The organism is Micromonospora sp. WMMD1128, assembly GCF_027497235.1.
Classification (GTDB): domain Bacteria; phylum Actinomycetota; class Actinomycetes; order Mycobacteriales; family Micromonosporaceae; genus Micromonospora.
This window is the reverse complement of the sequence record NZ_CP114902.1, coordinates 2,474,734-2,488,260: the sequence shown is the minus strand read 5'-3', so window position 1 is coordinate 2,488,260 and position 13,527 is coordinate 2,474,734. Positions and strand designations below refer to the sequence as shown.

Here is a 13,527-nt window from a genome sequence, read left to right as displayed (position 1 = left end):
GCCCGTGCACAATGCGCGTACGAACGGCGCGCGTGGACGACGTCGACCTGCTATGCAATTGATGCTTCTTGATGGCTGCCGCCATTCCCCGACGGTGTCGGTAGTGCCTGCGCCACCATCGCTCCGGCAGCAGGCGGGATGGAGGACGGACGCCGGCCCGACAAGGCTGGAAGCCGTACCCGTTTCCCGCCGACGAGGAGTTGCGATGAACCGCCGAACCTTTCCGGTCGCCGGCGCGGTGGCCGTGCTGACCGCCACCGCCCTGGGCGTGCCCACCGCGTCCGCCGCGCCCACCCACGCCGGGCGGCCCGACGCCGTGCAGGGACACCTCGACCGGCTGGTCTCCGACCAGGGCTTCCCCGGGGCGCTGGCCTCCGTCCGGGGCACCGGCCACCGGGTGCGTGACTACACCGCCGGGGTCGGCGACCGCACGACCGGCCGCGACGTGCCCACGAACGGCACGGTGCGGATCGGCAGCAACACCAAGACCTTCACCGCCGTGGTCGTCCTGCAACTCGTCGGCGAGGGCCGGATCGACCTGGACGCCACCGTCGAGCGCTACCTGCCCGGGATGGTGCGGGGCCACGGCAACGACGGGCGGCGGATCACCGTACGCCACCTGCTCCAGCAGACCAGTGGGCTGCCCGACTACGACGAGGTGCTGTTCACCGGGCCGCAGGACCTGGTGGACCGCGCGCACGCGTACCTCGAGCCGCGTTCTCTGGTGGACGCGGCGCTGACCCGGCCGTCGCGGTTCGCCCCGGGCGCGAAGTGGGAGTACAGCAACACCAACTACGTGCTGGCCGGCCTGATCGTCGAGCGGGTCACCGAGCGTCCGGTCGGCGAGGAGATCACCCGGCGGATCATCGAGCCGCTGCGGCTGCGCGGCACCTCCTGGCCCGGCGTCGGCGAGCAGCGCCTCGCCGGCCGGCATCCGCGGGGCTACGTGGCGGTCGCGCCGGGCGCGCCGTGGGTCGACGTGACCGAGATGGACCCGTCCTTCGGCTGGGCCGCCGGTCAGCTCGTCTCGACCCCGGGCGACCTGCGGACGTTCTTCGAGGCGCTGCTGGCCGGCCGGCTGCTCAAGCCCGCGCAGCAGGCCGCGATGATGCGGACCGTGCCCGCGCCGGAGTTCGAGCCGGGCGGCGTCTGGGCGTACGGGCTGGGCATCGCCCGGCACGACCTGCCCTGCGGCGGGCACGCCTGGGGGCACGGCGGCGACATCCAGGGCTTCGAGACGCGCAACCTGGCCACCACGGACGGACGCAGCGCCGTGGTCGCGGTGACCGGGCTCCCAACCTCGCTGGAGATGACCGAGGCGGTCTCGGACAGCGTGGACGCGGCGATCTGCGCCACGCCCCGCTGACCCCCGCGCCACGCCACACCGCACCGCGTCACGGCCGGCGCGTCGCCTCGCTCAGGCGGCGCGCCGGCCGTCGTTCAGGTAGCGCAGCACGGCGGTGACCCGGCGGTCGGCCCGGTCGTCCGGCGGCAGGTGCAGCTTGGCGAAGATGTTGCGGATGTGCTTGTGCACCGCGCCCTCGGTGACGAACAGCCGCTCGGCGATCGCGGTGTTGCCGAGTCCCTCCGCCATCAGCGCCAGCACCTCCTGCTCGCGCGGCGACAGCTGGGCCAGCGCGCCGTCGTCCCGGCGGTTACGGGCGAGCAGCTGCCCGACCACCTCGGGGTCGATCACGCTGCCGCCGGCCGCCACCCGGTGCAGCGCGCCGAGGAACTCCTCGACCCGCCCGACCCGTTCCTTGAGCAGGTAGCCGAGCCCGGTGGCGCCGACCGAGAACAACTCGGTGGCGAACGCCTGCTCGACGTACGCGGAGAGGACCAGCACGGCGAGGCCGGGCCGGCGCCGGCGGGCCTCGACCGCGGCGACGATACCCTCGTCGGTATGGGTGGGCGGCATCCGCACGTCGACGATCGCCACGTCGGGCCCATGCGCGTCGACCGCGGCCAGGAACTCGTCCGGGTCGCCGGCGGTGGCCACCACGTCCAGGTCCTCGGCCCGCAGCAACAACGCCAGCCCCTCGCGCAGCAGCGCGTCGTCCTCGGCGATCACGATCCGCATGGCAGCTCCACGTGCATTCTCGTCGGCCCCCCGGTGGGGCTGGTCAGTGTCATCCGGCCGTCGTACGCCTCGACCCGCCGCCGGATGCCGGTCAGGCCGGACCCGCGGGTCTCGTCCGCGTCGCCGTGGCCGTTGTCGGAGACGGTCACCAGCAGCCGGTCCCGCTCGCGGCGCACCGCGACGTCGACCGCGCTCGCGCCGCTGTGCCGGACCACGTTCGTGAGCGCCTCGGCCACCACGAAGTAGGCGGTGGCCTCGACCGCGGCGGCGCAGCGCACGGAGACGTCCACGGTGAGCCGGCACGGCACCGTCGATCCGCCGGCCAGGCCGGCGAGCGCGCCGGCGAGCCCCCGGTCGTCGAGCACCGGCGGCAGGATGCCGCGCACCACCGTACGCAGTTCACCGAGCGCCTGCTCGGCGGCGTGCTGCGCCCGTTCGAGGATCTCGTCGGCCCGGGTCGGGTCCCGCCGCAGGGCCCGCCGCGCCGCCCCGAGCAGCACGTTCACCGCGACCAGCCGGTTCTGGGTGCCGTCGTGCAGCGACCGTTCGATGCGGCGCAGCTCCACCGCGTGCGCGTCCAGCGCGGCGGCCCGGGTGGCGGTGAGCTGGGCGACCCGCATCGACAGGTCGACCCCGGGTGGCGGGGCGAGCAGCCACCGGCCCGGCCACGCCTGGACGCGCGCCAGCGCCGGGCCGACCGCGACGCCGAGGACCAGCCCGGCCAGGCCGAGCAACCCGACCGCCAGGGCGTCGGGCAGTCCGTCGATCCGCCACCAGACGATCCCCGGCGCGCCGTCCTCGGGTCGCAGCAGCCGGAACCACAGCGGGAACGTGACGTCCTGCACGGCGGTGAGCGGAAGCGCGAGGCCCACGATCCCGGCGCCGAAGCCGAGGGGCGCGTGCAGCGCGGTCCAGCCGAGTTCCCGCCGCACGACCGGGTCGCGCAGCGCCGCGCGCAGGTCGGTCGGCGCCGGCCCCGGCGTGGGGAGCGGGCCGCCCCAGCGGGACAGCCGGGCGCGTTCCCGGTCGGCCACCGAGCGCACCCCGCGCAGCGCGCCGGGCGCCAGCAGCAGCCCGACGCCGACCAGGCAGGCGGCGGCCACCGTGAGCGCCCAGAGCAGCACGCCCCACGCCAGCACCGCGGTGCCCAACCCGCCGACGAGATGCTCAAGCGCGTCCACCGCGGCGCGGACCCGCCTCCGCACGTACCCCACGTCGGCCCACCCCCGGCGTCACGATAGGTCACGGCGGTCGCCGCCGGCAGCGCCGGCGGCGAAAAGTACAGCCTGCTGTACCGGCGGCAGCTCGTGAGAGCGCTAACATCGCAGCTTTTGGATCTTCGATCGCACCCGGCGTCGCATCCATCCGGTGACCGACGTGTTGACAGTCGCCTATATGAACGCCACGCTAAGGGCAATTGTTAGCGTTAACTCGGTCGTCATCTCCGTGGAGGAGGATCGATGGGCCCCACCACCCGTCGCCATCGCCTGGCCGTCGCCCTCGCACCCCTGGCCCTGTTCGTCGCGGTCACCGCGGCGGTGGTCGCTCCCAGCGCCGCGGCGCGTGCCGCCGGGACCGGCCCCTGCGACATCTACGCCTCCGGCGGCACCCCCTGCGTCGCCGCGCACAGCACCACCCGCGCGCTCTACGGCGCCTACGCCGGGCCGCTCTACCAGCTGCGACGCGCGTCCGACAACGCCACCCGCGACGTCGCCCCGCTCGCCGCCGGTGACGTCGCCAACGCCGCCACCCAGGACTCCTTCTGCGCCAACACGAGCTGTCTGATCAGCGTCATCTACGACCAGTCCGGCCGCGGCAACCACCTCACCCAGGCCCCGCCCGGCGGGTTCTCCGGCCCGGCCGCCGGTGGCTACGACAACCTCGCCGACGCCACACTCGCCCCGGTCACGCTCGGCGGGCGCAAGGCGTACGGCGTCTTCGTGGCGCCGGGCACCGGCTACCGCAACAACAACACCAACGGCATCGCCAAGGGCGACCAACCCGAAGGCATGTACGCCATCTTCGACGGCACCCACTACAACGGCGGCTGCTGCTTCGACTACGGCAACGCCGAAACCAACAGCCGTGACAACGGCAACGGCACCATGGAGGCCATCTACTTCGGCAACATCAAGGTCTGGGGGTACGGCACCGGCAACGGCCCCTGGATCATGGCCGACCTGGAGAACGGCCTCTTCTCCGGCGTCAACCCCGGCTACAACGCCAACGACCCGTCCATCAGCCACCGGTTCCTGACCGCCATCGTCAAGGGCGAACCCAACCACTGGGCGATCCGCGGCGGCAACGCCCAGTCCGGCGGCCTGTCCACCTTCTACGACGGCAAGCGCCCCAACGCCTCCGGCTACAACCCGATGAAGAAGGAAGGCGCCATCATCCTCGGCATCGGCGGGGACAACAGCATCGGCGCAGCCGGCACCTTCTACGAAGGCGTGATGACCTCCGGCTACCCGTCGAGCGCCACCGAGGACGCGGTCCAGGCCAACATCACCGCCGCCGGTTACGCGGCGAGCACCGGCGGCAGCCGGCAGAACGTCGAGATCGTGGGCGGCCAGTCCGGACGCTGCGTCGACGTGCCGAACGGCACCACCACCAACGGCACCCAGACGCAGCTCTACGACTGCTGGGGCGGGACCATGCAGCGCTGGACCTACACGTCGGCGCGGCAACTCCAGGTGTTCGGCAACAAGTGCCTCGACGCCAACGGGCAGGGCACCAGCAACGGCACCACGGTGATCATCTGGGACTGCCACGGCCAGGCCAACCAGCAGTGGAACCTCAACAGCAACGGCACCATCACCGGCCAGCAGTCCGGCCTGTGTCTCGATGCCAACGGCGCCGCCACCGCGAACGGCACCAAGCTGATCCTCTGGGCCTGCAACGGCGGCGCCAACCAGCAGTGGAGCCTGCGCAACTGAGCCACCGGCCGGGCGGAGCACCTCCGCCCGGCCCCGGCCCGCACCCCGCCACCTGCCCGTCCCACCACGAAAGGCCCCTCATGCCCACTCCTTCGATGAACCGCCGGACGCTCCTGCGCGCGACCGGCGCCACCGCCGTCGCGACCGCGGCCGGCGCCACCGTCGGTTCCCTCGCCGGCGGTGGGCCGGCCGGCGCCGCCCTGGCCCCGGCCCGTCCGGACCTCGGCGTCTCCGCCTACACGTTCGACCCCGGCCAGGTACGACTGACCGCCAGCCGCTGGATGGACAACCAGAACCGCACGCTGAACTACCTCCGGTTCGTCGACGTCAACCGGCTGCTCTACAACTTCCGCGCCAACCACCGGCTCTCCACCGCCGGCGCCGCCGCCAACGGCGGTTGGGACGCGCCGAACTTCCCGTTCCGCACCCACATGCAGGGCCACTTCCTCACCGCGTGGGCGCAGGCGTGGGCGGTGGCCGGCGACACCACCTGCCGGGACAAGGCGGTCACCATGGTCGCCGAGCTGGCGAAGTGCCAGGCCAACAACGGCGCGGCCGGCTTCAGCACCGGATACCTGTCCGGCTTCCCCGAGTCCGACTTCAGCGCGCTCGAAGCCCGGACGCTGAGCAACGGCAACGTGCCCTACTACTGCATCCACAAGACGCTCGCCGGCCTGCTCGACGTGTGGCGCCTGATCGGCAGCACGCAGGCCCGCGACGTGCTGCTGGCGCTCGCCGGCTGGGTCGACTGGCGCACCGGCCGGCTCAGCTCGGCCCAGATGCAGGCCATGCTCGGCACCGAGTTCGGCGGCATGAACGCGGTGCTGACCGACATCTACCAGCAGACCGGCGACGCCCGTTGGCTGACCACCGCCCAGCGCTTCGACCACGCGGCCGTGTTCAACCCGCTCGCGGCCAACCAGGACCAGCTCAACGGGCTGCACGCCAACACCCAGGTGCCCAAGTGGATCGGCGCGGCCCGGGAGTACAAGGCCACCGGCACCACCCGCTACCGCGACATCGCCACCAACGCCTGGAACATCACCGTCGGCGCGCACACGTACGCCATCGGCGGCAACAGCCAGGCCGAGCACTTCCGCGCCCCCAACGCCATCGCCGGCTACCTGAGCAACGACACCTGCGAGGCGTGCAACACCTACAACATGCTCAAGCTGACCCGGGAGTTGTGGCAGCTCGACCCCGACCGCGTCGCGTACGTCGACTTCTACGAGCGGGCGCTGCTCAACCAGATGATCGGCCAGCAGAACCCGGCCGACAGCCACGGCCACATCACCTACTTCACCCCGCTCAAACCGGGCGGGCGGCGTGGCGTCGGCCCGGCCTGGGGCGGCGGCACGTGGAGCACCGACTACAACTCCTTCTGGTGCTGCCAGGGCACCGGGCTGGAAACCAACACCAACCTGGCCGACGGCATCTACTACCACAACGGCACCACGCTGACCGTGAACCTGTTCCTGCCCTCGGTGCTCACCTGGAGCGAGCGCGGCATCACGGTCACCCAGAGCACCACGTATCCGGCCTCGGACACCACGACGCTCACCGTCACCGGCTCGGTGGGCGGATCCTGGACGATGCGGATCCGGATCCCGTCGTGGACCACCGGGGCGACGGTGAGCGTCAACGGCACGGCGCAGGGCATCGCCACCGCACCGGGCAGCTACGCCGTGCTGACCCGCGACTGGGCCTCCGGCGACGTGGTCACCGTCCGGCTGCCGATGCGGGTGACCACGGTCGCCGCCAACGACGACGCGGCCGTCCAGGCGGTCATGTACGGGCCGGTGGTGCTCTCCGGCAACTACGGCAACACCACGTTGAGCGCGCTGCCGACGCTGGAGACCGGCTCGGTCACCCGGACCGGCGCCGACTCGCTGGCGTTCACCGCCCGGGCCAACGGCGCCACCGTCAACCTCGGGCCCTTCTACGACGCGCACGGATTCAACTACACGGTCTACTGGCGGGCCGGCACGGGCGGCGGCGGTGGCGGCGAGGCGAGCTTCCGGCTGGCGAACGCCGCCAGCGGCCTCGTGCTCGGCGTCCAGAACATGTCCACCGCCGACGGCGGGCTTGCCCTTCAGTGGGGTGACACCGGCACCGCCGACCACGACTGGCAACTCGTCGTCGACGGGTCGGCGCTGAAGCTGCGCAACGTCAACAGCGGCAAGGTGCTCGGCGTGGAGAACATGTCCACCGCGGACAACGCGCGGATCCTCCAGTGGGCCGACAACGGCACCGCCGACCACCTCTGGACCGTGGTCGACGTCGGCGACGGCACCCACAAGCTGCGCAACTCGCACACCGGCAAGCTGCTCGCCATTTCCGGCGGCTCGACCGCGCAGGGCGCGATGGCCGTGCAGGACCCGGACAACGGCAGCCCGGACAACCAGTGGCGGTTCCTGCCGAACGGGGCCCGCCGGTTGCAGAACCTCGGCAGCGGGCTCGTGCTCGGCGTGCAGAACATGTCCACCGCCGACGGTGGCCTCGTCATCCAGTGGGGCGACACCGGCACCGCCGACCACCTCTGGACCGCGCTCGTGGACACCGGCGGCTACCTGCGGCTGCGTGCCTCGCACAGCGGCAAGGTGCTCGGCGTCGAGGGCGCCTCCACCGCCGCCGGCGCCCGGATCGTGCAGTGGGCCGACAACGGCACCGCCGACCACAGGTGGCGGCTGCGCCACGGCGGCAACGGCTACTTCCGGATCCAGTGCGCCAACGGCGGCCGGGTCCTCGGCCTCAGCGGCGGCTCCGGCAGCCAGGGGGCGCAGGCCGTGCTCGCCGACGACACCGGCGCCGCGCACCAGCGCTGGCGGTTCGTCTGAGATCCCGGGTACGCGGGTCCGGCCGTCGCGGCCGACCCGCGTACCCCCGGAGACGCCGTCGTCGCCGGGCCGGGCGACCCGGCGACGACGGCTCCGCCCCACGGTCGACGGCTCGGGCTCGGGCTCGGGCTCGGGCTCGGGCTCGGGCTCGGGCTCGGGCTCGGGCACGGGCACGGGCACGGGCACGGGCGGGATCTTGGTACGAAGTGGCCCTCATGGGGGCCATTTCGTACCAAGATCTACTTTCGTCCCATTCAGTGGAACACGGTCCCGAAAGGCGGGCGTTTCAGCGCTGATCAACTCCACTTCGCCGAGGTGGCGGGGTGGAGGCATCTGGGATCACGCCACTTCGCCGAGGTGGAGTCGATCAACTGCTGGACGCCGGTGACCGTGGGCCGGCATCGACAGCGTGAGTCGATTCACGCCATCAGCTCTCAAGGCACCGAGCGGGCCAGCACCATCCAACCGGCACGGCGGCGAGTCAGATCGCCGTAGCGAGGTCAGAACGATCTCGACGACCTCCGGGTGGACGTCGGCCGCCGGACGGAGTGCCGCCGGAGCAGGGTGGAGCCGACCGACAAGGATGGGAGCTGACGACCGCCACCCGGCGAGGGTTCAGCGCCGGGGCGGCGGGCCGACGCTGCGCCGGGGCACGAGCGTCGGGGCGACGGTCCGCCGCAGCGGCCCCACGCTTGCCGACTCGATCTGCGCCAGCAGCAGGCCGAGACTCGCCCGGGCCACGGCCGCGAAGTCGGGTCGCACAGTGGTCAGCGGCGGGATGAAGTAGGCCGCTTCGGGCACGTCGTCGAACCCGACCACGCTGAGGTCGTCGGGCACCCGCCGGCCGTGCTCGTGCAACGCGCGCAGCACCCCGAGCGCCAGGTGGTCGTTGGCGGTGAAGACCGCGGTGACCTCCGGCATCCGGGCCAGCATCTGCCCGCACCGGTAGCCCGCCGCCGCCGACCAGTCCGCCGGGACCAGCGGGGGCACCTCGGCCCCGGCGAGCCGCAACGCCTCACGCCAACCCTCGATCCGGCCGGCGCTGTCGAACCAGTCCGACGGGCCGGACACGTGCCATACCGTGCGGTGCCCGGCGTCGAGGAGATGCTGGGTGGCGGCCCGCGCGCCGGCGACCTGGTCGACCGTCACGAGCGGGATCGGCCGGCGGGGATCGCCGTCGACGGTCACCAGCGGCACGTCGTGGGGCAGCCGTTCGAGCGCCTCGCCGGCCGACTCGACCGGCGCGATCACCACGATGCCGGCCACCCGGTGCGCGAGGTGGCGTTCCACCGCCTCGGAGATGGATCGGTGGTCGAGGTCGCTGACGCTGCCGATGCTGACCGCGAAGCCGGCTTCGGCGGCGGCCTGTTCCAGCGCGGCCAGAAGTGAGGCCGGACCGTAGAGCGTGGTGTTCTGCGCGACCACACCGATCACCTGGGACCGGCCGGTCACAAGCGTCCGGGCCGCACGGTTGGGCCGGTAGCCGAGTTCGGTGATGGCCGCCTGCACCCGGAGCCGGGTCTGCTCACGCACGTTCGGATGCCCGTTGAGAACCCGGGAGACCGTCTGGTGCGAGACACCGGCGAGGCGAGCCACATCAGTCATCGCAGGACCGCGCACGGCCACCTCACTTTCGCACATGCCCGCGTGGCCGAGACGGGTCGCCGTCGACCGGGTCGACCCGGGTGGCGACAGTCTACGCCAGAGGTCGCGCCGGTCACGGTGCGATCGATCACCATTCGAGTGGCGGCATCGGAATGTCGGGGAATTGACGGCCGAACCCGGGGCGGGGCAATTCCGATAACTTCGGAACCCCCGCCCCGGGCAATTACCGGACGACTCAACGGCGGATAGCGGTGGCCCGTGTCACGGCGTCGTCAGCGAGAACTGCCGCACCGTCACCGCGCCGCCCAGCGCCTGGGTCGCGTAGTTGAACATGCCGAACCGGTATCCCATGAAGAACTGCCATGCGTTGTTGAGCGTCAGCGCGTTCCCCAGCGGCACGAACGTGACCCCGTCGGTGCTGTAGGAGAACGTCGCCTGCCGGCCGGAGCCGGGCCGGATGTCGGCCTTGGCCCGCAGCCATATCCGCCCGCCGGAGACCGGAGCGCTGGCGATCTCCGACCCGGTGGAGGTGGTGTTCCAGGCGCCGCTGGCCATGGTCAGGCCGTTGGTCATGACCACCCGGGTGGCGCCGTTGTCCCGCCGGACGCCGATCCACGCCGAGCTGTCGCGCAGCATGGCGAGTCCGGACCGGTCGCCGTCCCGCATGGCCGAGTAGTCCAGCTCGACGGTCGCGGTCGAGGTCGGGCCCTGGATCCGGTGGGTCAACGTGTTGCGGGCCTGGTAGAGATCGTTGGTCACGCTGGCGGTCTGCAGGCGGAGGCCGTTGTTCACCGACCACCGGCTGTTGTCCGGGTTGTGGTTCCACTCGTACTGCACGCCGAGCGTGGTGCCGGCGAACGTGTCGGTGCCGGTGAGCGGCTTGACCGGATGCAGCGGCAGCGGGTTGGGGTAGCTCGCCCCCCACGTCCCGTTCACGGTCTGCACCTGCGGCCAGCCGTCGGCGGTCCAGGTGATCGGCGCCAGCGTCGGCATCCGGCCACCCGGGTACGCGTCGGTGAAGGCCATGTAGTACCAGGAGCCGTTCTGCGTCTGCACCAACCCGCCCTGGTGCGGCACGCCGCCGCCGGAGATCGGGCCGGGCAGGTTGAGCAGCACCTGCCGCTGCTCGTACGGGCCGAACGGGCCGTTGGTGGACTTGAGCACGTACTGGCCGTTCGCCGGCCGGGTCAGCCAGATGTAGTAGGCGCCGTTGCGCTTGTAGAAGCGTGCCCCCTCCAGCGTGCCGATGTTCGACGGGGTCTGGTAGACCTGCTGGGCCCGCACCTGGGTGCGGCCGTCGGCGGAGAGCTGCGCGACGCTGATCGTGCCGTTGCCGTACGCGACGTACATGGTGTCGTTGTCGTCGATCAGCATGCCGGCGTCGTAGTAGCAGTTCGGGATGGTGGTGAGCTTGCTCCACGCGCCGTCGACCGCGCCGGCGGTGTAGATGTGGGTCTGGGCGAAGTCGATGCACCCGGCCCAGTAGTAGGTGCGGTTGCTGGGCCGGTAGTTCAACGTCGAGGCCCAGATGCCGTCCACGTACGCCCGGCTGCCGGGAGGCAGGTCGTACTTCGTGCCGAAGTCCAGCCGGGGCACCGAGTGCCCGGCGAACTCCCAGTTCACCAGGTCCCACGAGCGCAGGATCGGAGCGCCGGGCGAGTAGTGCATGGTGGAGGCGGACATGTAGTAGACGTCGCCGACCCGGATGATGTCGACGTCGGCGAAGTCCTGCCAGACCGCCGGGTTGGTGAAGGTGCCGCCGGGCGGCGGGTCGGTCGGGGTGCCGCCGCCGTCGACGCGGACGAGCTGCCACTGCTGGTTCGCGCCGTTCCAGTCGTCGTACTGGACGATGTTGCCGCCGTCGGCGGTCGAGGCGTTCTGCACCTCCAGCGCCTTGTTCGAGTTGCGGTTGATCAGCCGGACGTAGCCGCCGTCCGAGTCCGCCAGCCGGAACTGCTGGTTGGTCCCGCCGTGGTCGCTCCACTGCACCACGGCCGTGCCGTTGGCCGTGGAGGCGCCGGTCACGTCCAGCACCTTGCCGGAGTGCCGCGAGCGCACCCGGTAGTAGCCGCCGCCGGAGTCGACGAACTGCCACTGCTGCCAGGCCCCGTTGTTGCGCGTCCACTGGGTGATCCGCGCCCCGTCGTTGGTGGCCTGGTTGTACAGGTCCAACGCCTTGCCGCTGTTGCGGTTCACCAGCACGTAGTACGCGGTGGTGTCCACGGTCGCCGCCGAGGCCGGCCCGGGGGCCACCCCCACCAGCACCCCGCCGACCACCATCGCCACCAACCCCGCCAGGAGCCGGGACAGCCGACCTGTCGCCACCATGACCCTCCTCATGTGATCGTTAACAGCGGCCCCCGCCTGAGGGGAAACCGGACGCACGGCAACCGCGGCGCATGCTGAGCACGGAACGGCCCGCGGAAGGCGCCGGCGATCCCAATGCATCGACTGTGAGCGATAACATGCCGTACGTCAAGCCGTAACGTCCCGGACACGAACCGGGTGGCGCGCCCCGACGCGAACGTCGGCGCACGCCACCCGTGGCGGTGGTCCCGGCGGTCAGAAGCCGCGGGCGAGCCGGTAGTACGCCTGGTTCCAGCGCAACTCGTCGGCGAACCGGTGCGGCTCGGTGTCGCCGTCGATGACCGCCAGCTCGGTACGCGCCATCTCGGCCAGATCGCGCAACTCCTCCACGCCCACCGCCTGGGAGAGCACGGTGTGGTGCGGCGCGCCCGCGGTGATCCACGCCTCCGCCGAGCCGGCCAGGTCGGGGCGGGGCCGCCAGACCGCCCGGGCCACCGGCAGCCGGCGGAGCGGCTGCGGCGGCGGTACCACGTCGACCACGTTGGCCACGAGCCGGAACCGCTCCCCCATGTCGGCCATGCCGAGCACGACGGCCGGGCCGGACGCCGCGTCGAAGACCAGCCGAACCGGGTCCTCCCGGCCGCCGATGCTCAGCGGGTGGATCTCCGCGGTCGGCACGTCGGCGGCGATGCTCGGGCACACCTCGAGCATGTGCGCGCCGAGGACCACTTCGTGTCCGAACGTCAGGTCGTAGGTGTAGTCCTCCATGAAGGACGTGCCGCCCTCGACGCCGACCGCCATCGTCTTCAGCGTCCGCACCAGGACCGAGGTCTTCCAGTCGCCCTCGCCGCCGAACCCGTACCCGTCGGCCATCAGTCGCTGCACCGCGATGCCGGGGAGCTGGCGCAGGCCGCCGAGGTCCTCGAAGTTGGTGGTGAACGCCCGGAAGCCGCCGGCGTCCAGGAAGGAACGCAGACCGATCTCCTGGCGTGCGGCGTACCGCAGGGAGTCGTGCCGGTCCCCGCCCGGCCGCAGCGCGGCGTCCAGCCGGTAGGCGTCGTCGTACTCCTTGACCAGGTCGTCCACCTGCGCGTCGGCGACCTGGTCGACGGCCGCCACCAGGTCGTTCACGCCGTAGGTGTTGACCGAGACGCCGAACCGCAGCTCCGCCTCGACCTTGTCCCCCTCGGTCACCGCGACGTCGCGCATGTTGTCGCCGAAGCGGGCCAGCCGCAGCGTCCGCAGCGACGACCAGCCGATGGCCGCGCGGGCCCAGGCCCCGACCCGACCCACCACCCGCGGGTCGGTGACGTGCCCGGCGACGGTCTTGCGGGCCACCCCCAGGCGGGTCTGGATGTACCCGAACTCCCGGTCGCCGTGCGCGGCCTGGTTCAGGTTCATGAAGTCCATGTCGATGGTGTCCCACGGCAGCGCCACGTTCGCCTGGGTGTGCAGGTGCAGCAGCGGCGTCTGCAACGCGTCCAACCCGGAGATCCACATCTTGGCCGGCGAGAACGTGTGCATCCAGGCGATCACCCCGACCGCGCCCTGCACCGCCGCGTCCCGGCAGGCCGCGAGGATGTCCGTGCTGGTGGTGAGGACCGGCTTCCAGACCACGCGGACGGGGATGTCCGGCGACTCGTCCAACCGGGCGGCGATCTGCCGGGACTGGTCGGCGACCTGCCGGAGCGTGTCCTCGCCGTAGAGGCCCTGGCTCCCGGTGAGGAACCAGACCTCGGGCTGGGGGTGAGTTGCCATGTTG

8 protein-coding genes are annotated in these 13,527 nt (G+C 72.0%); 3 read left to right on the top strand and 5 right to left on the bottom strand.

Annotated elements, in window-relative coordinates:
• Positions 1-205 precede the first annotated feature (205 nt).
• Positions 206-1,366, top strand: a complete 1,161-nt coding sequence (locus tag O7602_RS11405) for a serine hydrolase domain-containing protein (RefSeq protein ID WP_281588575.1) — start codon at positions 206-208, stop codon at positions 1,364-1,366.
• 51 nt (positions 1,367-1,417) lie between these two features.
• Here O7602_RS11405 and O7602_RS11400 read toward each other — a convergent pair whose 3' ends face one another.
• Entirely contained in the window at positions 1,418-2,080 is a 663-nt protein-coding gene (locus O7602_RS11400; protein WP_281588574.1) for a response regulator transcription factor, read from the bottom strand.
• A complete protein-coding gene (locus tag O7602_RS11395) occupies positions 2,068-3,294 on the bottom strand; it encodes a sensor histidine kinase (protein WP_281588571.1) in 1,227 nt (408 codons plus the stop codon). Before O7602_RS11395 ends, O7602_RS11400 begins: the two co-directional genes overlap by 13 nt.
• 246 nt (positions 3,295-3,540) lie before the next feature.
• Here O7602_RS11395 and O7602_RS11390 point away from each other — a divergent pair, with 246 nt between their 5' ends.
• Both O7602_RS11390 and O7602_RS11385 read left to right on the top strand, forming a co-directional pair.
• Positions 3,541-5,016, top strand: a complete 1,476-nt coding sequence (locus tag O7602_RS11390; RefSeq protein ID WP_281588569.1) for an arabinofuranosidase catalytic domain-containing protein — start codon at positions 3,541-3,543, stop codon at positions 5,014-5,016.
• Between the two features lie 80 nt (positions 5,017-5,096).
• Positions 5,097-7,853: a beta-L-arabinofuranosidase domain-containing protein gene (locus O7602_RS11385; protein WP_281588567.1), complete on the top strand. Its 2,757-nt coding sequence runs from the start codon at positions 5,097-5,099 to the stop codon at positions 7,851-7,853.
• Between the two features lie 615 nt (positions 7,854-8,468).
• Here the strand turns inward: O7602_RS11385 and O7602_RS11380 are convergent.
• The 3 genes from O7602_RS11380 to araA all read right to left on the bottom strand — a co-directional run bounded on the left by O7602_RS11380 (position 8,469) and on the right by araA (position 13,523).
• Positions 8,469-9,458: a LacI family DNA-binding transcriptional regulator gene (locus O7602_RS11380; RefSeq protein WP_281588565.1), complete on the bottom strand. Its 990-nt coding sequence runs from the start codon at positions 9,456-9,458 to the stop codon at positions 8,469-8,471.
• Positions 9,459-9,719: 261 nt separating this feature from the next.
• A complete protein-coding gene (locus O7602_RS11375; protein ID WP_281588563.1) occupies positions 9,720-11,786 on the bottom strand; it encodes an RICIN domain-containing protein in 2,067 nt (688 codons plus the stop codon).
• A gap of 234 nt (positions 11,787-12,020) precedes the next feature.
• Positions 12,021-13,523: an L-arabinose isomerase gene (gene araA, locus O7602_RS11370; RefSeq protein WP_281588561.1), complete on the bottom strand. Its 1,503-nt coding sequence runs from the start codon at positions 13,521-13,523 to the stop codon at positions 12,021-12,023.
• Positions 13,524-13,527 lie beyond the last annotated feature (4 nt).

What these genes read in the sequence shown, in the direction of transcription:
- O7602_RS11400 (WP_281588574.1), bottom strand. Translation starts at nt 2,080, where the DNA reads ATGCGGATCGTGATCGCCGAGGACGACGCGCTGCTGCGCGAGGGGCTG.
- O7602_RS11385 (WP_281588567.1), top strand. Translation starts at nt 5,097, where the DNA reads ATGCCCACTCCTTCGATGAACCGCCGGACGCTCCTGCGCGCGACCGGC.
- O7602_RS11380 (WP_281588565.1), bottom strand. Translation starts at nt 9,458, where the DNA reads ATGACTGATGTGGCTCGCCTCGCCGGTGTCTCGCACCAGACGGTCTCC.
- O7602_RS11390 (WP_281588569.1), top strand. Translation starts at nt 3,541, where the DNA reads ATGGGCCCCACCACCCGTCGCCATCGCCTGGCCGTCGCCCTCGCACCC.
- O7602_RS11405 (WP_281588575.1), top strand. Translation starts at nt 206, where the DNA reads ATGAACCGCCGAACCTTTCCGGTCGCCGGCGCGGTGGCCGTGCTGACC.
- O7602_RS11375 (WP_281588563.1), bottom strand. Translation starts at nt 11,786, where the DNA reads ATGGTGGCGACAGGTCGGCTGTCCCGGCTCCTGGCGGGGTTGGTGGCG.
- araA (WP_281588561.1), bottom strand. Translation starts at nt 13,523, where the DNA reads ATGGCAACTCACCCCCAGCCCGAGGTCTGGTTCCTCACCGGGAGCCAG.